20 protein-coding genes are annotated in these 21,311 nt (G+C 71.6%); 13 read left to right on the top strand and 7 right to left on the bottom strand.

Annotated elements, in window-relative coordinates:
• Positions 1 to 5 precede the first annotated feature (5 nt).
• The 3 genes from mutM (at position 6) to ACFQVD_RS40545 (ending at position 1,530) form a co-directional block, all read left to right on the top strand.
• Positions 6 to 872, top strand: a complete 867-nt coding sequence (gene mutM, locus ACFQVD_RS40535; protein WP_343982337.1) for a bifunctional DNA-formamidopyrimidine glycosylase/DNA-(apurinic or apyrimidinic site) lyase — start codon at positions 6 to 8, stop codon at positions 870 to 872.
• Entirely contained in the window at positions 869 to 1,144 is a 276-nt protein-coding gene (locus tag ACFQVD_RS40540; protein ID WP_343982339.1) for an acylphosphatase, read from the top strand. Before mutM ends, ACFQVD_RS40540 begins: the two co-directional genes overlap by 4 nt.
• A gap of 191 nt (positions 1,145 to 1,335) precedes the next feature.
• The gene (locus ACFQVD_RS40545; RefSeq protein WP_084195478.1) at positions 1,336 to 1,530 is read left to right on the top strand and encodes a hypothetical protein; all 195 of its coding nucleotides are present in this window, start codon (positions 1,336 to 1,338) and stop codon (positions 1,528 to 1,530) included.
• A gap of 61 nt (positions 1,531 to 1,591) precedes the next feature.
• Here the strand turns inward: ACFQVD_RS40545 and ACFQVD_RS40550 are convergent, their stop codons facing one another.
• Complete coding sequence (locus tag ACFQVD_RS40550; protein ID WP_343982344.1) at positions 1,592 to 2,386, bottom strand: alpha/beta hydrolase-fold protein; 795 nt, start codon at positions 2,384 to 2,386, stop codon at positions 1,592 to 1,594.
• Positions 2,387 to 2,549: 163 nt separating this feature from the next.
• On the opposite strand from ACFQVD_RS40550, the gene smc reads away from it, so the two are divergent.
• Together smc and ftsY are read left to right on the top strand one after the other, a co-directional pair.
• Positions 2,550 to 6,236 carry a chromosome segregation protein SMC gene (gene smc, locus ACFQVD_RS40555; protein ID WP_386273737.1) on the top strand — a complete coding sequence of 1,229 codons (3,687 nt, stop codon included), beginning with the start codon at positions 2,550 to 2,552 and terminating at the stop codon, positions 6,234 to 6,236.
• Between the two features lie 279 nt (positions 6,237 to 6,515).
• Entirely contained in the window at positions 6,516 to 7,697 is a 1,182-nt protein-coding gene (gene ftsY, locus ACFQVD_RS40560) for a signal recognition particle-docking protein FtsY (RefSeq protein WP_343978762.1), read from the top strand.
• Positions 7,698 to 7,781: 84 nt separating this feature from the next.
• Here ftsY and ACFQVD_RS40565 read toward each other — a convergent pair whose 3' ends face one another.
• Genes ACFQVD_RS40565 through ACFQVD_RS40575 form a run of 3 tightly spaced genes read right to left on the bottom strand, consistent with a single transcriptional unit; the run spans position 7,782 to position 10,686 of the window.
• The gene (locus ACFQVD_RS40565) at positions 7,782 to 8,576 is read right to left on the bottom strand and encodes an ABC transporter ATP-binding protein (protein WP_343978759.1); all 795 of its coding nucleotides are present in this window, start codon (positions 8,574 to 8,576) and stop codon (positions 7,782 to 7,784) included.
• On the bottom strand, positions 8,573 to 9,649 hold the full coding sequence (locus ACFQVD_RS40570) for a FecCD family ABC transporter permease (protein WP_343978756.1): 1,077 nt from the start codon (positions 9,647 to 9,649) through the stop codon (positions 8,573 to 8,575). The genes ACFQVD_RS40565 and ACFQVD_RS40570 overlap by 4 nt, the downstream gene beginning before the upstream one ends.
• Positions 9,646 to 10,686 (bottom strand): FecCD family ABC transporter permease, encoded by a 1,041-nt coding sequence (locus tag ACFQVD_RS40575; RefSeq protein ID WP_343978753.1) that lies wholly within the window; start codon positions 10,684 to 10,686, stop codon positions 9,646 to 9,648. The genes ACFQVD_RS40570 and ACFQVD_RS40575 overlap by 4 nt, the downstream gene beginning before the upstream one ends.
• Before the next feature lie 113 nt (positions 10,687 to 10,799).
• Between ACFQVD_RS40575 and ACFQVD_RS40580 the strand changes: the two genes are divergently transcribed.
• Positions 10,800 to 11,807 carry an ABC transporter substrate-binding protein gene (locus tag ACFQVD_RS40580; RefSeq protein ID WP_343978750.1) on the top strand — a complete coding sequence of 336 codons (1,008 nt, stop codon included), beginning with the start codon at positions 10,800 to 10,802 and terminating at the stop codon, positions 11,805 to 11,807.
• Between the two features lie 639 nt (positions 11,808 to 12,446).
• Positions 12,447 to 13,046, top strand: coding sequence for a sigma-70 family RNA polymerase sigma factor (locus tag ACFQVD_RS40585; RefSeq protein WP_343978747.1), 600 nt, complete (start codon positions 12,447 to 12,449; stop codon positions 13,044 to 13,046).
• Between the two features lie 96 nt (positions 13,047 to 13,142).
• On the opposite strand, the gene ACFQVD_RS40590 is transcribed toward ACFQVD_RS40585, so the two are convergent.
• Positions 13,143 to 13,979, bottom strand: a complete 837-nt coding sequence (locus ACFQVD_RS40590) for a DMT family transporter (RefSeq protein ID WP_343978744.1) — start codon at positions 13,977 to 13,979, stop codon at positions 13,143 to 13,145.
• A gap of 85 nt (positions 13,980 to 14,064) precedes the next feature.
• Between ACFQVD_RS40590 and ACFQVD_RS40595 the strand changes: the two genes are divergently transcribed.
• The 4 genes from ACFQVD_RS40595 (at position 14,065) to ACFQVD_RS40610 (ending at position 16,888) form a co-directional block, all read left to right on the top strand.
• Complete coding sequence (locus tag ACFQVD_RS40595) at positions 14,065 to 14,640, top strand: helix-turn-helix domain-containing protein (protein ID WP_343978741.1); 576 nt, start codon at positions 14,065 to 14,067, stop codon at positions 14,638 to 14,640.
• A gap of 226 nt (positions 14,641 to 14,866) precedes the next feature.
• A complete protein-coding gene (locus tag ACFQVD_RS40600; RefSeq protein WP_386273744.1) occupies positions 14,867 to 15,823 on the top strand; it encodes a polysaccharide deacetylase family protein in 957 nt (318 codons plus the stop codon).
• 94 nt (positions 15,824 to 15,917) lie between these two features.
• Entirely contained in the window at positions 15,918 to 16,439 is a 522-nt protein-coding gene (locus ACFQVD_RS40605; protein ID WP_343978734.1) for an RNA polymerase sigma factor, read from the top strand.
• Positions 16,436 to 16,888, top strand: coding sequence for a hypothetical protein (locus ACFQVD_RS40610; RefSeq protein WP_343978731.1), 453 nt, complete (start codon positions 16,436 to 16,438; stop codon positions 16,886 to 16,888). Before ACFQVD_RS40605 ends, ACFQVD_RS40610 begins: the two co-directional genes overlap by 4 nt.
• Here the strand turns inward: ACFQVD_RS40610 and ACFQVD_RS40615 are convergent.
• Entirely contained in the window at positions 16,830 to 18,263 is a 1,434-nt protein-coding gene (locus tag ACFQVD_RS40615) for a hypothetical protein (RefSeq protein ID WP_343978728.1), read from the bottom strand. The genes ACFQVD_RS40610 and ACFQVD_RS40615 overlap by 59 nt on opposite strands.
• Positions 18,264 to 18,416: 153 nt before the next feature.
• Between ACFQVD_RS40615 and ACFQVD_RS40620 the strand changes: the two genes are divergently transcribed.
• Positions 18,417 to 19,073: a response regulator transcription factor gene (locus ACFQVD_RS40620; protein WP_343978725.1), complete on the top strand. Its 657-nt coding sequence runs from the start codon at positions 18,417 to 18,419 to the stop codon at positions 19,071 to 19,073.
• Positions 19,074 to 19,075: 2 nt separating this feature from the next.
• Complete coding sequence (locus ACFQVD_RS40625; RefSeq protein ID WP_343978722.1) at positions 19,076 to 20,224, top strand: sensor histidine kinase; 1,149 nt, start codon at positions 19,076 to 19,078, stop codon at positions 20,222 to 20,224.
• A gap of 241 nt (positions 20,225 to 20,465) precedes the next feature.
• Here the strand turns inward: ACFQVD_RS40625 and ACFQVD_RS40630 are convergent, their stop codons facing one another.
• On the bottom strand, positions 20,466 to 21,086 hold the full coding sequence (locus tag ACFQVD_RS40630) for a superoxide dismutase family protein (RefSeq protein WP_343978719.1): 621 nt from the start codon (positions 21,084 to 21,086) through the stop codon (positions 20,466 to 20,468).
• Positions 21,087 to 21,311 lie beyond the last annotated feature (225 nt).

Raw genomic sequence — 21,311 nt, forward strand, 5'->3', positions numbered from 1 at the left:
GGTGCATGCCCGAACTGCCCGAGGTCGAGGTGGTACGCCGTGGCCTGGAGCGGTGGGTTTCCGGCAGGGTCGTCGCCCATGCCGAGGTGCTCCACCCGAGGGCGATCAGACGGCACCTTCCCGGAGCGGAGGAGTTCTCCACCCGGCTGAAGGGCCGCACCGTCGGTGCGGCGGAGCGCAGGGGTAAGTATCTCTGGCTGCCGCTGGACGGCCCCGACGCCATCCTGGCGCACCTCGGGATGAGCGGCCAGCTGCTGGTCGTGGAGCCGGACACGGTACCGGAGAAGCATCTGCGGGTCCGGATCGGCTTCACCGACGGTGGCCCGGAGCTGCGCTTCGTCGACCAGCGGACCTTCGGCCACGTGCTGGTGACCGCCATGACCCGGGCCGGCGGCCGGGCGGTGCCCGAGCCGATCGCGCACATCGCGGCCGACCCGTTCGAGGAGCATTTCGACGACGAGGCGTTCGCCCGCCGGTTGCGCGCCCGGCAGACCGAGGTCAAGCGCGCGCTGCTGGACCAGTCGCTGATCAGCGGTGTCGGCAACATCTACGCCGACGAGGCTCTCTGGCGGGCCAGGTTGCACGGCGCCCGGCCCACCGGGACGCTGACCAAGCCGAAGATCTCCGAGTTGCTGGGCGCCGCCAGGGCGGTGATGTCCGCCGCGCTGGCCGAGGGCGGCACATCCTTCGACAGTCTTTACGTGAATGTCAATGGTGAGAGCGGTTACTTCGACCGTTCCCTCGCGGTCTACGGCAGGCGTGACGAACCCTGCCCGCGGTGCGGCGCCCCGATCGTTCGCGAGTCGTTCATGAACCGTTCCTCCTACAGCTGCCCTCGCTGCCAGCCCAGGCCGAGGAGGGCCGCGGCGTGACGGACGTGCGGCTGACCGCCTGGGTCAGGGGTCGCGTGCAGGGTGTGGGTTTCCGCTGGTGGACGCGGTCCAGGGCGTTGGAGCTCGGCCTGGTCGGCTGGGCGCGCAACACGGCCGACGGCCGGGTCGAGGTGGTCGCGCAGGGGGCTGAGAAGTCCTGCGCGATGCTGCTCGAGCTGCTCAGGGGCGGTGAGACGCCCGGCAGGGTGGACGGGGTCGTCGAACGTTGGAGCGAGGTCAAAGGCGGTCTCGAGGGTTTTGTCGAGCGCTGACCACTTTCCTAAACCGCCCAAAATACGGTATAGTTGACTGTCGAGAGTGCCTACTGGTGCATCCATTCGGAGCGTTCAGCTTGACCGTCTCCCTCACCGGTGCGACTCTTGACAAAGAACCACGCGCACCCCTCCCGCGGCAAAGAAGTGCGCGAACCAGTCTGGTCACTCAGCGTGGAGGACCCTTTACTATGGCGAAGGCTCTACTAGGCCACGTCGGCGGTCCCGACCCTCGTATGGTCTCGGAAATGCGTCGTCTCCAGCAGCGCATCCGTGATCTCGAGGGAGAGCTCACCCGGCTCCAGGCCCAGAACGACGAACTCGCGGCAAGCGCCCGCGACGAGGAGTTCAACCGTCTGCAGGATCGCGAGCCGGCTCTCACCTAACGGGGTCGGGGCGGAAACACTGTCCGGGGACGCCTCACCGGGGCGTCCCTTGTCATATATGTCATATATGTCGTGCGAGGAAGGCCAGCTGCTCGGGTAACACCCTGCGGCGGTAGGCCGTGTCCTGGCATCCTTCGCTGATCCCTCCCTCGGCAGTGGCACCCAGTGCCTTCAGGGCCTTCAGCATGGTCTGGGTCTGCCGTGCCCACGCGTCGCGCTCCCCACATCCCAGCCAGACCGGGATGTTCACGAGTTCGCGCAGCGGCGCCTGCGCCGCGCTCACCGCCGGCGACGCCGCGACGACCGCCCCCACCTGTGCGGGGCCCAGCTCCGCGGCCAGCCTCAGCGCCCCCGCGCCACCCGCCGACCAGCCCATCAGCCCGATCTTCGCGGTGTCCATCCCGTTCATGCTCAGGTAGGGCAGCAGGGTTCCCGGGATGTCGGCGGAGGGCCAGTCGTCGATGGCGGCCAGCGCGAAGCGCCCGCCCCCGGCGGCCAGGTAGCGGTCGATCGCGTAGACGTCGAACGGTGTGCGCGCGTCACCCGCGGCCCCGTGAAGCATGATCACCACAGGCAGCCCGTCCGTCGCCCCCGGAGGCATCCCGACGATGACCCGGCGCCGGTCGACCCGGCTGCGCTGGAGCGTTCCAGGAGACGTCACCGGGGGCACGGGGACCGCGCCGCAGACGATCTGGGCGTACGCCCCCCTGATGCCGTCCGGGCCGGCCGCCAGCGCGGCGCCGCCGAGGCCCAGCGCGGTCAGCCCGCCGCCCACCAGGAAGGCACGCCGCCCGAGATGACCCCTGCCGCCCGATGGGCGTGACGGAGCTCCGTCAGCACCGCGTTCCGCGTTCATGCAGGGCACCATAGGCGGTGTGCGGGCGGGTGCGGGTGAAGAACGGTAGTCTTCCCGCGTTGGCGAAGCCGTGGGCTGACGGGGGAAGACGCGTTCATCGGCGCCCGGGGGCACGGCGCGACACGCGGACCGGCGCGACCACACCGTGAATGGGGGGTTCTCCTTGTATCTCAAGACCCTTACCCTGCGCGGTTTCAAGTCCTTCGCCTCGGCCACCACGCTCCGCTTCGAGCCGGGCATCACCGCGGTCGTCGGCCCCAACGGATCCGGCAAGTCCAACGTGGTCGACGCCCTGGCCTGGGTCATGGGGGAGCACAGCGCCAAGTCGTTGCGCGGCGGCAAGATGGAGGACGTCATCTTCGCCGGCACCTCCTCGCGGGCACCGCTGGGCCGCGCCGAGGTCACGCTGACCATCGACAACACCGACGGCATGCTCCCGATCGACTACACCGAGGTGACGATCAGCCGCCTGATGTTCAGGGCCGGCCAGAGCGAGTACGCCATCAACGGCGACACCTGCCGCCTGCTCGACATCCAGGAGCTGCTGTCCGACTCCGGCATCGGCCGCGAGATGCACGTCATCGTCGGCCAGGGCCAGCTCGACCAGGTGCTGCACGCCGGACCCGAGGAGCGCCGGGCGTTCATCGAGGAGGCCGCGGGCGTCCTGAAGCACCGCAAGCGCAAGGAGAAGGCGCTGCGGAAGCTCGACGCGATGCAGGCCAACATGACCCGGGTACAGGACCTCACCACCGAGCTGCGCCGCCAGCTCAAACCGCTGGGCCGCCAGGCCGAGATCGCCCGTAAGGCCGCCGTCATCCAGGCGGACCTCCGCGACGCCAGGCTCCGGCTGCTCGCCGACGACGTGCTCACCCTGCGGACCACCCTGGAACGGGAGATGGCCGACGAGGCGGCGGTCCTCGCCCGCCGCACCGCGGTGGAGACCGAGCTGGAGCAGGGCCAGGCCGCCGAGGCCGAGCTGGAGGCCGCCGATGCCGAGGCCCAGCCGCGCCTGACCGCCGCGCAGGAGACGTTCTTCCGGCTCTCCTCCCTCCGCGAGCGCCTCAGGGGCCTGGCGGGCCTCGCCGCCGAGCGGCACCGGCACGCCGTCGACACCGCGGTGGAGCGGCGGGGGCGCGACCCGGAGGACTTCGAGCGTGAGGCCGAGGAGGTCCGCGAGCAGGAGCGGGTCCTGGTCGAGCTGCTGGAGGGGGAGCGGGAGTCGCTCGCGGAAACCGTGGCCAGGCGTACCGAGACCGAGGCCGCGCTCGCCGCGGAGGAGCGGCGGCTGGCCGCGGAGGCCAGGGCCGCCGCCGACCGGCGCGAGGGCCTGGCCAGGATCAGGGGGCAGGCCGGGGCGGCGCGCAGCCGGGCGGGGGCCGCCGAGGAGGAGATCGGCCGGTTGCGGCGCTCGCTGGAGGAGGCCGAACAGCGCGCCGAGGAGGCCCGCGCCGAGCACGACAGCCAGGAGACGGCCGAGCCGGCCGCCGATCCGGCCCTCGCCGAGGAGCTGGAGATCGCCCTGGAGACGGTCGAGCAGGCCAGGGAGTCCGTCGAGTCGGCCAGGGCCGGGGTCGAGGAGGCCAAGGCGGCCGTCGCGGGCCCGAACGCCGCGCTCGGCGCCGCCAGGGCCGCCCTCGCCGCGGCACGCAAGGCCGACCAGCAGGCGCAGCGCCAGGTGGCCGCGCTGGAAGCCAGGTTCGAGGCGCTGGAGATGGGTCTGGCCGGCGGTGCCGACGGCGGTGCCGCGCTGCTCGCCGCCGACCTGGCCGGGGTGCTCGGGCCGGTGGCGACCATGCTGTCGGTGCGGCCCGGTGCCGAGGTGGCCGTCGCCGCCGTGCTCGGGGCCGCCGCCGAGGCCGTGGCCGTCGAGTCGCTGCAGAGCGCGGCCGACGCCATCGAGTTCCTCCGGGGCCGCGACGGCGGCCAGGCAGGCCTCGTCATCGCCGCCGGTGAAGCGGCGGTCCCGCCGGGCCAGGTGCCGCAGGCGGGCGCGGAGTGGGCGATCGACCTGGTCACGGTCTCCACCGAGCTGCGGGCCGCCGCCACCCACCTGCTGGCGGACGTGCTGGTCGTGGACGACCTCGCGACCGCGAGGAAGACGGTCGAACAGTATCCCGGGCTGCGGGCCGTCACCCGCTCCGGCGACCTGCTGGGGGCCCACGCCGCCGCCGGCGGCGGTTCGGCGGGCGCCACCTCCGCCATTCAGATGCGGGCCGCGCTCGACGAGGCGACCGCCGACCTGGCCGAGGCCAGGGTCGCCGCCGAACTCGCGGCGACGGAGCTGGAGGAGACCGCGGAGGCCGAGGGGGAGGCGCAGTTCGCGGTCGAGAACGCCCAGGCGCGGATCGCCGAAGCGCAGACGGGAGTGCAGAACGCGCAGGCCGGGGTCAACGCGGCACAGGCCGTCCTGGACCAGGTCCGGGCGAGGCAGCGCGACGCGGACCAGAAGGTCGCCGCGGTGGCCAGGAGGCTCGCCCAGCTGGACGCCGCCGCCAGGGCGGCCCGGGACGAATGCGAGCGCCTGGCGGCGGGCGTACGGGCCGCCGAGGAGGCGCGGGACCGCGACGCGGCCGGTCTCGCCGAGCTGGAGGAGCGGCTCGCCGCGGCCGTGGCCGCCGAGGAGCGACAGATCGAGCCCAGCACCGACCTGCGCGACGAGCTCGCCGAGATCTGCGCGGCGGCCAGGCAGGACGAGATGGAGGCCCGCCTCACGGTACGGACGGCGGAGGAGCGGGTCAGGGGCATCGACGGCAGGGCGGAGGAGCTGACGCGCGCCGCGGAGCGTGAGCGCGAGGAGAGGTCCAGGGCGGCCGAGCGCAGGGAGCGGCGGCGCGAGCAGGCTCGGGTGGCCCAGGCGGTCGTCAGGGGCGCGGAGCTGGCGCTGCGCACGCTGGAGGCCTCCCTGGCCGCCGCCGCGGGAGAGCGCGACGAGGCGGAGCGGGCCCGCGGGCAGGTCGACGCCTCGCTCAAGGCGATCCGGGTCCGGGTCCGTGAGCTCACCGGTGAACTGGACAAGCTGGTCAACCGGGCACACGGCAGCGAGGTGGCCCGCACCGAGCAGCGGCTCCGCCTGGAGCAGCTCCAGGGGCGGGCGGTGGAGGAGTACGGCGTCGAGGCGGACACCCTCATCGCCGAGTACGGCCCCGGTGAGCCGATTCCGACGGCGGACGGCGAGCCCGTTCCCTACGACCGCGAGGAGCAGCTCAAACGGGCCAGGGCGGCCGACCGGCAGATGGCCCAGCTCGGCAAGGTCAACCCGCTCGCGCTGGAGGAGTTCGCGGCCCTCGAGGAGCGGCACTCGTTTCTCACCTCGCAGCTGGAAGACCTCAAGAAGACCCGCCGCGACCTGCTGCTCGTGGTCAAGGAGGTCGACGAGCGGGTCGAGCAGGTCTTCGGCGCCGCCTTCGCGGACGTGGCCCGCGAGTTCGAGACGATCTTCACGCGGGTGTTCCCCGGCGGTGAGGGCAGGCTGCTGCTCACCGACCCGGAGGACATGCTGACCACCGGTGTCGAGGTCGAGGCCCGGCCGCCGGGCAAGAAGGTCAAGCGGCTGTCGCTGCTGTCCGGTGGCGAGCGGTCGCTGACCGCGGTGGCGTTCCTCGTGTCCATCTTCAAGGCGCGGCCCTCGCCGTTCTACGTGATGGACGAGGTCGAGGCCGCGCTGGACGACACCAACACCCAGCGCCTGCTCACCCTTTTCGAGGAACTCCGGCAGACCTCGCAGATCATCATCATCACCCACCAGAAGCGCACCATGGAGATCGCCGACGCGCTGTACGGCGTGTCGATGCGCGGGGACGGCGTCACCCAGGTCATCAGCCAGCGCCTGAGGGAGAACGAGTCCGCCTGAACCTCCCGGGTTCCCGGAGAGGCCGGGCGGTGCTCCGGGGGCGTCCTCCGGGACGGAGCGGTGGGAGGTCGTGAGCCTGCCCGGGTCTCCGGGGACGGTTCCGGAGGGCCGGTGCGGGGCCGGGCGGTCGTGAGCCCGCTCCGGTGCTCGAAACCGTGTTTTCGAGGACGAACCAGGACGGTTCGCGCGGTGAGATGGTGACCGACGGTGAGGAACCGCGAACCCGTCCGGACCCCTTGAGGTCGGAGCATCCCGGGGCGTCTGGAAAACTGTGGTCTTGTGGAAGCCTATCTCGGCATAATCGCGATCATCGTCGTCGTCGCCCTGCTGGCGGCAGGCGGCATGCTCCTGCTGTTCAGGAGGGGGGGCACCAGCGCGCCGCCGCGGGTCGAGGCGCCCGAGGCGCCGCCGGCCCCCGAGGAGACGCGGGCCCCCGGCAAGGGCGCGGTCATGGACGACGAGGCGACGACCACCGTGCCGCCGCCGGCCAGGCCGGTCGAGCCCGAGGTCGTCGTCATCCCGGAGATCGAGATCCCGCCGCCGTCCGCCGGCCGGATGGTGCGGCTCCGCGCCCGGCTGGCCCGGTCGCAGAGCACCCTGGGCAAGGGGCTCCTGGAGCTGCTCTCCCGTGACCGTCTCGACGACGACGCCTGGGACGAGATCGAGGAGACCCTGATCACCGCGGACGTCGGCGTGGCGCCGACCCGGGCGATGGTCGACGAGCTGCGTACCCGGGTGAAGGTGCTGGGCAGCCGGACACCCGAGGAGGCGCGCGCCCTGCTCAGGGAGCAGCTGCTCACCCAGATCGGTGCCGGCATGGACCGTACGCTGCACGTCAAGCCGCACGGTGAGCGTCCCGCGGTGGTCCTCGTGGTCGGGGTCAACGGCACCGGCAAGACCACCACCACGGGCAAGCTGGCGCGCGTCCTCATCGGTGACGGCGGCAAGGTCGTGCTGGGCGCCGCCGACACCTTCCGTGCCGCCGCCGCCGACCAGCTGCAGACCTGGGGAGAGCGGGTCGGGGCCGCGGTGGTACGCGGCCCGGAGGGCGGCGACCCCGCCTCGGTGGCCTTCGACGCCGTCGCCGAGGGCATCAGCGAGAAGGCCGACGTGGTGATCGTCGACACCGCCGGGCGGCTGCACACCAAGACCGGCCTGATGGACGAGCTCGGCAAGGTCAAGCGCGTCATCGAGAAGAAGGCCACCGTCGACGAGGTCCTGCTCGTCCTCGACGCCACCACGGGCCAGAACGGCATGCGCCAGGCCCAGGTGTTCGCCGAGGTGGTCAACATCACCGGCATCGCCCTGACCAAGCTCGACGGCACCGCCAAGGGCGGCATCATCATCTCCGTCCAGCGCGAGCTGGGCGTGCCGGTCAAGCTGGTCGGCCTCGGTGAGGGTCCCGACGACCTCGCCCCGTTCGATCCCGAGGTCTTCGTGGACACGCTCCTCGGGGGGTGAGCCCCGCCGGGCCGGTCGGTCTCGGGGGAGGCCGACCGGCGTGGCCCGGTTCGATCCCGAGGTCTCGGAGATCGAGCCTCGCTCTCAGTGCGGGGCGTGGGACCGGGTGCCGATGGGGACGACCAGCGGGGTGCCGGCCACCGGGTCCTCGATGACCTTGGCGTCCAGCTCGAAGACCTCCGCCAGCAGGGCCTCGGTGAGCACCTCGGACGGGGACCCGGCGGCGACGACCCTGCCGTCTCGCATGGCCACCAGGCGGTCGGCGTAGCGGGCGGCGAGATTCAGGTCGTGCAGGACCATCACCACGGTGCGGCCCAGCTCGCGGTGGAGCCTGCGCACCAGCTCCAGCACCTCGATCTGGTGGGCGAGGTCGAGGAAGGTCGTCGGCTCGTCGAGCAGCAGCAGGTCGGTGCCCTGGGCGAGGGCCATGGAGATCCAGGCCCGCTGCCGCTGCCCGCCCGACAGCTCGTCCAGCGGGCGGTCGCCCAGGTCGAGCAGGCCGGTCATGGCCAGGGCCGCGCCGACCGCGGACTCGTCGTCGGACGACCACTGCCGGTACCAGGTCTGGTGCGGGTGCCGTCCCCTGGAGACCAGGTCGGCGACGGTCAGCCCCTCGGGTGCCGAGGGGGACTGGGGCAGCACGCCCAGGACCCTGGCGACCTCCCTGCCGGGCATCCTGTCGATGCGCTTGCCGTCCAGCAGTACCTCGCCGCCCGACGGCTTGAGCAGCCGCCCCATGGCGCGCAGCAGCGTGGACTTGCCGCACCCGTTCGGCCCGATGACGGCGGTCACCGTCCCGGCCTCGATCCCGAGGTCGAGGCCGTCGACGACGACGCGGTCCCCGTACCCCAGTTTGAGGTCAACGGCCTGGAGTCTCACGTACGGGCCTTCCTGCGCACACGGATGAGGAGATAGATCAGGTAGGGGGCGCCGATGACTCCGGTGACCACGCCCACCGGCAGCTCGACGGGGCTGAACGCGGTCCTGGCGACCAGGTCCGCGCCGACGGTGAGGACCGCGCCGGCCAGGGCCGAGACGACCAGCGGGGGTTGTGCCACCCCGGCCAGGCGCAGCGCGATCTGCGGTGCGGCCAGGGCGACGAACGCGATCGGCCCGGCGGAGGCGGTCGCCGTCGCCGCGAGGAGTACGGCCGCGAGGATCATCAGCCCCCTGGTGAGGTTCATCCGCACCCCCAGGCCGGTCACGGTGTCGTCGCCGAAGCGCAGTGCGCCGAGCGAGGCGGTGCCGAGCAGCGCCGGTGGGACGAGCAGGGCCAGCGCGATCGCGACCGGCGTCACGTGCTCCCAGCCCCGGCCGTTCAGCGAGCCGCTGATCCAGACCATGGCCCGGCTGCTGTCGTTGACGTCGCCGACGGTCAGCAGCCAGAACTTGAGGTTGGTGCAGATCGCCGAGACGCCGATGCCGACCAGGACCAGCCGGTAGCCGTCCATGCCTTTGCGCCAGGCCAGCAGGTAGACGGTCAGCGCGCCGACCAGACCGCCGAGCAGGGCCGCCGCGGGGACGCCCGCCTCGGCGAGGACGCCGCTCACGCCGCCCCAGGTGTTTCCCGCCGCCACGATGACCGCGACCACGGTCACGCTGGCCCCGGTGGTGACGCCCAGGATGTCCGGGCTGGCCAGTGGGTTGCGGGCGATGGCCTGGACGATCGCCCCGGACAGGGCGAGCGCCGCGCCGACCCCGGCGCCGGTCAGCGCGCGGGGAAGCCGGAGTTGCATGACGACGAAATGGTCGGGCCCGTCGCCGGTGATGGCGCGGAGGACCTCGGAGACGCTCATCGGGATGTCGCCGAGGCGCATGCTGAGCGCCATGAGCAGCACCGTTGTGCCCAGCAGGACCAGTGCGGCGGCCACGGAGCGCGGCCGGAACAGCCAGGAGGCGGGACCGATGCGCAGCGCCCGCCTGCTGAGGCGAGGGGGCGCGGTCGAGGTCACAGCCGCACCGGCCTTCTGCGCCGTACCAGGGCTATGAAGAACGGCGCGCCCGCGAGGGCGAGGACCACGCCCACCTCCAGTTCGCCGGGATGGGCCACCACGCGGCCGATGACGTCGGCGAGGAGCAGGGCCGAGGCGCCCGCCAGGCCGGAGTACGGCAGCAGCCAGCGGTGATCGGGGCCGGAGAGCGGCCGGGTGAGGTGCGGGACGATCAGGCCGACGAAGGCCAGCGCGCCGCAGACCGCCACGGAGGCGCCGCTGAGCAGGGTGATGGCGGCGATGCCGGTGGCACGGGTGACGGCGACGTTCTGGCCGAGCGCGCGGGCGACGTCCTCGCCCAGGGAGAGCGCGTTGAGGCCGGGCGCGCCTGCCAGGGCCACGATCAGGCCGACGGCGATGAAGGGGAGCACCTGCCAGGCCACGTCCGCGCCCCTGGCCGCTATCGACCCCAGCTGCCAGAAGCGGAAGGTGTCCATGGCCTGCTCGTCCAGCAGCACCAGCGCCGAGGTGAGCCCGTAGAGGAAGGCGCTGACGGCGGTGCCGGCGAGGGCCAGGGTCACCGGCGTGGGGCCGCCCCGGCCGCCGGCCATGCCGAGGGCGAACACCCCGGCGCTGGCGACGAGGGCTCCGGCGAGGCCGAACCAGATGTAGCCGTACGGGCTGCCGACCCCCAGGACCACGATGCTGAGGACCATGGCGAAGGCCGCGCCCTGGGTGACGCCGAGCAGTCCCGGGTCGGCCAACGGGTTGCGGGTGTGGCCCTGCATGAGGGCGCCCGCGACACCGAGGGCGATCCCGGCCATGACGCCGATGGCGGTTCTGGGGATGCGCAGCGACCGGACGATGATGTCGTTCTCGGTACCCGTGGGGCCGGTGAGCGCGTGCCAGACGTCGGCCGGCGGGATCGGTTTGGCCCCGAACGCGAGGCTCAGCGTGACCGCCGACGCCAGGAGAGCGAGCAGTCCACCCAGCACGAGGAGGCGGCGGTGGTGGATTCTCCGGATGGTGCCGGGCGGGGCGGCCCGTGGAACGGACATGGCATTGATCACCTGACCTCCCCTTTTTTGCGTGATCGAGGCTGAGTATGCCAGTTTAGGTATAGCTAAGCTAAATAAGGGTTACCTAAACTTTGTGAGGAGATCCAGGAATCATGAGAGCATTGCGCGCCCTGGCCGTCGGGGTGGCGGGAGCCGTGCTGTCCGCGGGTCTCGCCGCCTGCGGGTCGAGCACCCCGGAGGCCACCGGTGCCTCCGGCGCGTCCGCGGCTCCCGCGGCGAGCGACGCGGCGGCCTTCCCCAGGACCGTGAAGCACGTCATGGGGGAGGCGACGATCCCCGCCCAGCCCAAGCGGGTCGTGGCCCTCGACCAGAGCTTCGTCGACGCGGTGCTGACCCTGGAGACCGAGGTCGTCGGTTTCACCAGTTACCGGGGGATCGAAGGGGAGCTCCCCGACTACCTGACCCCGGTCCTCGGCCACGCCAAGGAGGCCACCTCGGTCGGGACCCTGGAACAGCCCAGCCTGGAGCGGATCCTCGCGCTCAAGCCCGACCTGATCGTCTCGGCCAAGGTTCGCCACGAGGCGCTGTACGACAAGCTGTCGCAGATCGCGCCGACGGTGTTCAGCGAGACCACCGGGGCCATCTGGAAGGAGAACCTCCAGCTCGTGGGCCAGGCCCTGGGCAAGGAGGACCTCGCCGAGCAGAAGATCAAGGAATACCAGGACCGCGCCGGTAAGATCGGCGAGTCCATCAAGGCCAAGGAGGGCGAGCTGCCCACCGTCTCCATCGCCCGCTTCGCGGGTGAGCCGACGGTCCGGCTGTACGTGGAGAACTCCTACTCGGGCCTGGTGCTCAAGGACGTCGGCTTCCCGCGTCCCGAGGACCAGCCGACCGTGACCGACGCGATCATGGTTCCGATCAGCCAGGAGAACATCTCCCAGCTCGACGCCGACCACATCTTCGTCGCGGCCTACGAGGACCCGGCGGTCGGGCCGGTCAAGGAGAAGTTCGAGGCCAACCCGCTCTGGGGCAAGCTCAAGGGCGCCAAGCACGACGTCAACGACACCGTCTGGATGAGTGCCGTCGGCATCCAGGGCGCGCACGCCATCCTCGACGACCTCGCCAAGATCTTCGAGGTCGACCCGGCCCGGGCCGGCTGACCGGCCGGGAGGGGCGGGCCGCCTGTCCCGCCTTCCGATGCCAGGACCGGCACGGGCTCGACGAGCCGTGCCGGTCCCTGCGCGTCGCGGCCGGTCCGCGACAGGGGCGCCCCCCCGGGCGTGGTCTTCTCAAATACTGATCGATTTCGGGTACCCGCACATCACATACTCGGATGCGAACACGGTACGAGCCGTGTCCGCCAGGGGAAGCGGGCGGTGAACCGCCAGGGGGTGCCGGGCCGTCTTCCAGGTGGTGATTAATTCCGCGACGCGTGGGAAGCGGGGAGACGTGGAGATGGGTCTCGGAACTTCTGCGGGCGCGGGCCCCGACCCGGTGACGGGTCCAGGGGGCGTGGCGGTTGACATCTTTCCTAACCCGAAAGTTGCTGCTACCTGGGGTTATGTGATGATAGACACACCTTCGACTGAATCTGGAGAACGATGTTACGATATTGATACTTGTTCGGCTGTAGGGCGTGTCGTACCCGCCGTTGGCGCAGTCAGCGAGCAGTCTCCCGATCGCGCAGGGCTTTTAACGGCCCCCTTACGGGGTGCCTGCGAGCATCGGCTACGCCGTCAGAAAGGGTGTAGCGCAGTCTCGCCGGGCGGTAGCGGGGGGAAAAGCACGAGGGGGATCCAATGATCACGATGACGGAAGAGCAACGCCAGGACTGGTTCGAGCGCGATGTCGTGCCGGTCACCAGTCAGCTCTACGCGTCCGCGATGCGCCTGACCCGCAACACCGCCGATGCGGAGGACCTGGTCCAGGAGACCGTCACCAAGGCGTTCACCTCCTACCACCAGTTCCGCGAGGGCACCAACCTCAAGGCGTGGCTGCACCGCATCCTGACCAACAACTTCATCAACGACTACCGCAAGAAGCAGCGCTCGCCCAAGCTCTCGGCCGCCGAGGAGATCGAGGACTGGCAGCTCGCCGCCGCCGAGTCCCACACGTCAAGCGGTCTCAAGTCCGCCGAGACCGAGGCGCTGGAGCAGCTGCCGGACAGCGCGGTCATGAACGCCCTGCGTGCCCTGCCCGAGGACTTCCGGGTCGCCGTCTACCTGGCCGACGTCGAGGGCTTCGCCTACAAGGAGATCGCCGAACGGATGGGCACCCCCATCGGCACGGTCATGTCCCGCCTCCACCGGGGTCGCCGCCAGCTCCGCACCATGCTTGAGGGCTACGCGCGCGAGGAGGGCGGTCTTCGCTCGGCGATCGAGCAGGCCAAGGTGGCCTGAGTCGTTTGTGCGGTGGCGATGGGGCGGACGGGTCTGCCGGGCTCGGCCATCGAGCAGCGGGCCCGGCCGGTCTGAGTCGTTGACGGGGCGAAGGGGTCAGCCGGATGCGATCAGCGCGACCGCGGCGAGCGTGAAGCCGATGCCCACGGTCTGCACGGTGTTGAGCCGCTCCCCCAGCACCTGACGGGCCAGCAGCAGCGTGCTCGCCGGGTAGAGCGAGACCAGGACGCCGACGAGGCTCAGCAGCCCGCGCTGCTGGGCCAGCATGAACAGCACGTTGGCCACCATGTCGAGTACTCCGGCCGCGATGATGACGCGCAGCGTGCCCGGCCCGGGGCGCAGGGTGCGGCCGGTGGTCAGGGCCAGCAGGGCGATGAGGGTGACCGAGGCCAGACGCGCCCCGACCAGAGGCCACGCGCCGCCCTCCGCGGGGGCCTGGGCGAGCAGGATGAAGAAGCCGCCGAAACCCGCGCCCGCGGCGAGGGAGGCCAGGATCGGGCCGTACCCGCCGCCGCTTCCCCCGCCGGAGGAGTCGCGGCTCACCAGCAGCACCGCCAGTAGCGCCAGGACCACGCCCACCAGCGCCATCGGCTCGGGGCGCTCCCCGACGGCCAGCCCGAACAGCACGGGCAGCACCGCCGAGACGGTCGCGGTGATCGGCGCCACCACCGACATCACACCGGTGGCCAGGGCCCGGTAGAACAGCACCACCGCCGCCGCGCCGCAGAGCCCGGAGGCCGCACCCCAGGCCAGCGTCACGGGCGCGGGGGTCCCCGGCAGGATCGGCAGCAGCACGACGGCCACGGCCAGCCCCGTGATCTGGGAGAGGACCACCACGGCGAGCACCCGCGACCGGCGGGTGGCCATGCCGCCCAGAAAGTCCGCGGTGCCGTAAACCATCGCGCAGGCCGTTGCCAGCACCACAGCGGTCATACGTCACCTCAGTTCAATGAAATGTACTCCTAGTACAATATATGGAGTGCAATAGAGTGCAAAACGAGTTAACTAGACTGAACTCATGGACCCAGAGACGATCACCGCCGCGGTCGCCAACAACGTGCGGGCCCAGCGGGCGCACCGGCAGATGACCCTCGACGAGCTCGCCGCGCGCTCCGGGGTGAGCCGGGGCATGCTGGTCCAGGTCGAGCAGGGCAGGACCAATCCGAGCATCACCACGCTCACCCGCATCGCCGACGCGCTCGGGGTGACCGTCGCGCGGATGGTGGAGGTCTCCGACACACCCGTGGTCCGGATCGTCCACAGCACGGACGTGGTCACCTTCCCGCACGGCGACTCCAGCACCGCGCGCCTGCTGGTCGGCACCGACGCGCCCGCCATCCTGGAGCTGTGGGACTGGCGGCTGGCCCCCGGCGACCACCACGACGGCGACGCCCACCCACCGGGCACGCGCGAGATGCTGACCGTGCTGGAGGGGCGGCTCACCCTCTCGGTGTACGGCAGAAGCCACATCGCCGAGGAGGGGGACGCGGTCGTGTTCAACGCCGACCGCCCGCACCGGTACGCCAACGAGGGGGACGTCCCGCTGCGGTTCGTGATGGTCGTGACCGAGCCCCGCGAGACGCCGGATCGCTGACCGATATGAGATGTCCGCTGGAAAGAGCCTTTTTAAGGCTCTAACTGGTCTCATCAGATGAGACGTCGCCCCCGGGTGCGCATCTCATTCGATGTGGCGTCGAAGTGGCGCGTCGGTACAGGCTAATCGGCGGTCTATGTCCCATCCTGGGAAAGACCCGGCTATGACCTTGCGGGGGACGCGGCCGGGGCCGCTCGCCGTCCTCGCGTTGCTTTCGGGGGGAAGCATGCGGGTACGGATGGTGTCGATGGCCCTGCTGCTCGCAGCGGCTGGGTGCGCTTCTCCGATCACCACGACAGGCGCGCCCCCGCCTACCGCGACCATCGCGCCCACCGGGCGGGCCACGCCGATCGGGCCGAACGAGCCGACCGCCCCCATCGTGCCCATCGTGCCCGCCGGGCCGACCGGACCCCCGGGGCGTACCGCGCCCGCCGGTGCCCCTGCCGGCGCTCCCGCCGCCGGCGCGCCCTCGGCGACCGCCTCGGGGACGGCGGGCGCGAGGAAGGCCGAGGCCCGGCCGGACTGGCCGGTGGGAGACTTCCCCGTTCCGCGCCCGGCACGCAGGATCAACTGCGAGCGGGTCAGATGCGTGGCGCTGACCTTCGACGACGGTCCGGGGGCCTACACCGCCGCCCTGCTCGACATGCTCGCCAGGCACCGGGGCAGGGCGACCTTCTTCGTCGTCGGGCAGATGGTGCCCGGGGACGGCGAGCGGATCCTCCGCAGGATGGTGGCCGAGGGACACGAGCTGGGCAACCACAGCTGGAGCCACCCGGAGCTGCCCGGGCTGTCGGAGGCCGGTATCAGAGAGCAGCTGAACCGTACCCAGTGGATCGTCAAGCGCGCGACGGGGGTGACGATGGACCTCATGCGCCCGCCGTACGGGGCGACCGATGCCCGGGTCGCCGCGGAGAGCCGCCACCTGGGGCTCGCCCAGATCCTGTGGGACGTCGACACGCTCGACTGGCGGGACAGGGACTCCTCGATCGTCGCCCGCCGCGCGGCCGAGGCGACACCGGGCTCCATCGTGCTGATGCACGACATCCATGCCTCCACCGTCCAGGCCGTTCCGCGGCTGCTGCACCATTTCGCCGCCAGGGGCTACCGGTTGGTGACGCTCTCCGAGCTGTACGGGAGGCGCCTGGTGTCGGGCAGGAAGTACCCCGTCGACAGCGGCTTCTGAGATCCTCCGAGCCGGCCCTCGTGCCGGATGGGGGTCCGGCGGAGCGTGAACCTCCCGCGCCTGTTTCCCGACTGTTCCTCCTCGAGGAGGCAGGGTGACTGACGAACTGCTGGTGGTCCGGTGCCGGCTCGGCGAGCGCGAGGCGTTCGCCGAGCTGGTGAGGGCCTGGCACGATCCGGTTTGGAACTACGTGCGGCGCATGCTGGGACCCGCGCAGGCCGACGACGTGGCCCAGGAGGTCTGGGTGGCCGTGGTGCGCGGGCTGCCGCGGCTGAGGGAGCCGGGCAGGTTCGCGCCCTGGCTGTTCACGATCGCCAGGCGTGCGGTGGCCGACCGGCTCCGCGAGGAGTACGCCAGACCCGAGGTCCTGACGGAGGAGGAACGCGCGACCGGCGACCCGGCCGACGCCCTCGCGGACCGCGCCGGCCTGCTGGCGGGCCTGTCGGAGCTGCCGGTCAGGGAGCGGGAGATCCTCGTGCTGTTCTACCTGCACGACCTCTCCCTGGAGGACTGCGCGCAGATCTGCGCCGTCCCCGTCGGCACCGTCAAGTCACGCCTGTCCCGCGCGCGGCGCATGCTGCGCGACCGGCTCACGGAGAAGGGATATCGAGAATGAACCCCGACGACATGATCGGCAGGCTGTCCGGGCCGCTGTCGCTGCGCCGCCGGATCGGCAACGTCGTGGCCCTGCTCGGCGGGCTGGGCGGGGCGCTGTTCACCGGTCTGCTGTGGGCCACGGAACCCACCCTGCCGGGTCGTACGCACCTGGCCTTCGGCGCGATGGTCGCGCTCGGCCTGGCCTGGGCCGGCTACGGAGCCTGGGCGTTGACCCGCAGGACGCCGCTGTTCGCCCTCGACCGGGTGGTCGCCGCCTGGCTGGCGGTGGCCGCGACCGTCCTGCTGACGGCGGGAACGGCCGCGATCGCGATCACCAGGGGGACCTGGGCCGGCGCGGCGGGGGTCGCCGTCGCCGCGACGCTGGCCATGCTCGCGGTGACGTTCCTGCTCAGGGCCCGCGCCGACCACGCCGCCCTGCTGCGACGCAGGCACGAACTCGGTGGCTGAGACCCGCCGCGGCCAGGGCCGCGGCGAGGCAGGCCATCGGGATCGATGGCAGCACATAGCGGTGGTCGAAGTCCAGCGCGGCGATCGGGGCGACGAGCAGGAAGACGGCCGTCGCCCACGGCAGCAGGGCCGGGCGCCGCCGCCCGACGGCTCCGAGGCCGCCCAGCAGCAGGAGCGCGCCGAGCAGCGGGCCGTGCAGGACCCCGGGGTAGGTGTAGCCGCCGAGGAGGTTTCCGTAGGGCTCGACCGACGACATCCCCCGGATGCCGCCGTCGTACTCCCGGCGCACCTGGTCGATCAGCGGGAAGGCGGGCAGCGGCCAGGAACCGACGGGGAACGTCAGGGCGGGGGAGACCCGCAGGGGATGACGCACCGGGGTCGCCGCGAAGGCGAGCGAGGTGTCGCGGGCGACCTCGCGGAGATAGTCGAGCGGCTGCGCGGCGATGGCACGCAGCGCGAAGGACCTGGCCAGGTCGTTGTGGGCGAACCGGCCTCCGGGCAACCTGTTGAGCGAGGCGCCGGCGGCCCAGACGTACTCTGACGCGGCGTCGACCACCGTGCCGTTCGGGCAGAGAACCGCCTCCCGGGCCGGTGGTCTGATCACCGAGCAGTCGGCGAACGTCATCGTGCGCGCCCACAGCGCCACACCGTCGGAGCCGCTGAGCGCGAACCGCCCGTGATGCTGCTGATACCAGCCCGCGTAGGCGGCGAGCGGCAACGTCCCGGCGACGACCAGCGCGACCACCCGCCGCCGACCGGCCCGCCGCAGGAGCAGGTGGAGCAGGACCAGCCCCAACAGGGGCACCGCGACCGTGCGGGTGAGCCCGGCCAGTGCCAGCAGCAGGCCCGTGGCCGCGGCCGCCCGCGCCGAAGGGCGCTCCCGCCACATGAGCACCGTCAGGGCGGCCGTGACGAGGAAGATGACCTGGGTGTCGGAGAGCACGGCGTGTTCGAGCCGCAGGAACGCGGGGTTGAACAGGATCGGCAGGGTGGCCAGGGCCGCCCCCCACCCGGGGAGTGCGTGGCGGCGCAGCACCAGGTAGATCATCAGGGCCGTGCCGAGGCCCATCAGGTGCTGGAGACCCGCGATGAGCTGGACGCTGTGGAAGGGCAGCAGCAGCCGGAGCAGGAAGGGGTACCCGGCCGGATGGAACGCGCCGGAGGGCTCCAGATGGACCGCGGTGTTCAGATAGGTGAAGGAGTCGTACCAGTAGAGCTGGGCGGTGTCGTAGCCGAGCATGACGAGGACGCGGAGCCCCGCCGCCGTCGCGATCGCGACGGCGAACGGCAGGTGACCGCCGAGGAGCCGGTCGCGCGGCCCGCTCCGGCCGGGCGTGGTGGGTACGGTCGTGACGGCGCCGGGTGAGGCGAGCATGGATGGTTCCCCCGTTCCGGGGCCGGGGGGTTCCCGGCACGGTGGGAGCAGTCCAGCGAGTGATCGATAACCTTGACGTCACCGAATCCGGTTACGCCCGCGTTATGCCGCCTGTGGCACGCTGGCGCGACTCGGAGCCAGGGGAGGCACGTTTTGCGGGTGTTGGTGGTCGAGGACGAGAGGATGCTCGCCGACTCGATCGCGGAGGGGCTGCGCGGGGAGGCGCTCGCCGTCGACGTCGCCTACGACGGGGAGGCGGCGCTGGAACGGCTGCGGATCCACGACTACGACGTGCTCGTCCTGGACCGGGACCTGCCGGGCCTGCACGGCGACGACGTGTGCCGGGCCGTGGTCGCCGAGGGCGGCCTGGTGCGGATCATCATGCTCACCGCGGCGGGTGACGTGCGCTGCCGGGTGGCGGGACTGGCCCTGGGAGCCGACGACTACCTGCCTAAGCCGTTCGCCTTCGAGGAGCTGACGGCCCGCGTCCACGCGCTGGGCCGCCGGGTGCGCCCCGCCGACCCGCCGCTGCTGGTACGGGCCGGCATCAGCCTGGACCGGGCGCACCGGCAGGTGTTCCGCGACGGCCGCTACGTGCCGCTCGCCCGCAAGGAGTTCGGCGTGCTGGCCGAACTGCTGCGCGCGGACGGGGCGGTGGTCTCCAGCGAGATGCTCCTGGAGAAGGTGTGGGACGAGCACACCGACCCGTTCACCAACACCGTGCGGACCACGATGATGAAGCTGCGCCGTAAGATCGGCGATCCACCGGTCATCGAGACCGTCACGGGAGTGGGATACCGCATTCCATGAGGATGAGCGTTCGTTTCCGGTTGGCCGTCGTCTGCGGCACGGTGGTCCTCTACATCGGCGCCGTTCTGGTCGCGGGACTCGCCTTCCTCGTACGGCAGAGCCTGGAGCCCCGTGACGGGTTGCGGCATCCCCAGCACATCCGGGTCGCGGGCTTCTACTACAGGCCGGAGCATCCCGAGTACCGGGTGGCGGAGCAGCGGGTGGCGCAGGTAAGGCGCGTCTACCAGGCCGACACGATCAACAACGTCCTCACCGTGGGCGGCCTCGCGGTGCTCGTGGCCGCCGGGATCGCGACGGCGGTCGGCTGGCGGGCCGCAGGCTGGGCGCTCCGCCCCGTCGGGGAGGTCACCGCGAGCGCGCGGTACATCGCCCAGAGTCATGATCTCACCGGGCGCATCACCTACGCCGGGCGGGACGACGAGGTCAAGGAGCTCGTCGACATCGTCGACATCATCGTCGGCCGCCTGGCCCGCTCCTTCGACGGCCAGCGGCGCTTCGTCGCCAACGCCTCCCACGAGCTGCGCACCCCGCTCACCATCAACCGCACCCTGGTGGACGTGGCGGTCAGGCGGCCCGATGCGACGGAGGACGTCAAGCGGCTCGGTGAGTCCCTGCTGCTGGTCAACGCCCGCCACGAGCGGCTGATCGACGGCCTGCTCGCCCTGACCGAGGGGGAGCAGGCGGTCCTGGACCGCCGTCCCTTCGACCTGACCGACGTGGTCGAGCATGTGCTCGACCTGGCGGGCAAGGAGGCGGGAGAGCGCGGGGTGACCATCCACCGGCTGCTGGACCCCGCGCCGACCGCCGGTGAGCCGGTGCTGGTCGAGAGGCTCGTGCAGAACCTCGTGGAGAACGCGATCCGGCACAACCACGATGGCGGCCAGGTGTGGGTGACCACTCGGCAGCGCGCCGACCGGGTGGAGCTGGTGGTGGCGAACACCGGGTTGCCCGTACCGCACTACGAGATCGAGACCATCTTCGAGCCGTTCCGGCGGCTGCACGGCGACCGGCTGCGCTCCGATCGCGGCAGCGGTCTGGGACTGTCGATAGTCCGGGTCGTCGCCGAGGCGCACGGTGGTGTCGTGATCGCCGGCTCCAGGGAGGAGGGCGGCCTGACGATCACCGTCGAGCTGCCGCACGAGAGCCCCTGACGGATCCGGTACGGCTCCGTCCCCCCGGGCGGAGGCCGTACCGGGTGTGTGCTCAGGTGAGCAGTAGCAGGAGCGCGGCGAAGGCCGCCCACGCGAGCAGCAGGGCCAGATGTATCCGGCCGGTCATGACCTGCATGGCGATGATCCCCCTTTCCATGGGAAATCCTGCCCGGCCGCTCTTGGAGGACGGTTGGAAGCCGCTGGAGCCTGCGACCGGCGACAACGCGTCGGGCGGCGGATCCTAGTTCCTGGTGATCACGCCGCAGGCGACGCGTCCGCCGGAGTCCCCGGCCTTGAGGGTCTCCGCGTCCGGGCCGCTGCCGCCGGCCGGGTCGCCGGGGTCGGCGGGGCGGTAGCGGTCCGGGATGTTGGCGTGGTTGTCGGGCAGCGTGTGGATGACGATGGAGCTGCCGTCGGAGTCGAAGAGCTGGCCCACCCGGAAGCGGTCGGTCACGACCGTGGTCTCGCCGGTGCCGTCCTCGGCGACGAGGAGGTTGGGCAGGTCGCCGGAGTGCTCGCCGTGCGTGGCCGGGTGGATGGCGAAGTGCGCGCCCGCGCTGGAGAAGGGGCTGCCGGTGACCGGGTCGACCGCCTTGGGATCGCAGACGCCCCGGGTGTGGACGTGGAAGCCGTGATAGCCGGCGTTCAGGCCGCTGACGGTGACGGTGAGCCTGGACTTGTTGTACAGCCTGTGGTCGATGCTCAGAAAGCCGACATTCTTTCCGGCCGTGTCCTTGATGACGGCCTCGGCCGACGGCCAGGGCCGGCGCGGTACGTCTGAGGTCGCCTGAGCGTTCGCGCCGCTGCCGACCACCGACGTGCCGAGTGCGACGACCAGGACGAGACAGGTCCTGCGAAACATGAGAGATCCCCCGTACGGTTCCCGGGCTCCCCGCTGTGGAGGGGAGCGGCCCCAGCACAGGTTCATATCCCAGGAAGGGCGGGCGCCCGCGTCACCACGCCGCGCTTTCGCGGTTTCGGCCTTACCGGAGCCCCTGACAGGCGGTCATCGGGCATTGAGCATTGCCTACTCATGACCGCCACTGAGTGCTCCGGAACGCTGTGCTCAACGAATACCGGCAAGCGC

Origin of the sequence: Streptosporangium amethystogenes subsp. fukuiense (assembly GCF_042665875.1) — a bacterium.
Classification (GTDB): domain Bacteria; phylum Actinomycetota; class Actinomycetes; order Streptosporangiales; family Streptosporangiaceae; genus Streptosporangium; species Streptosporangium fukuiense.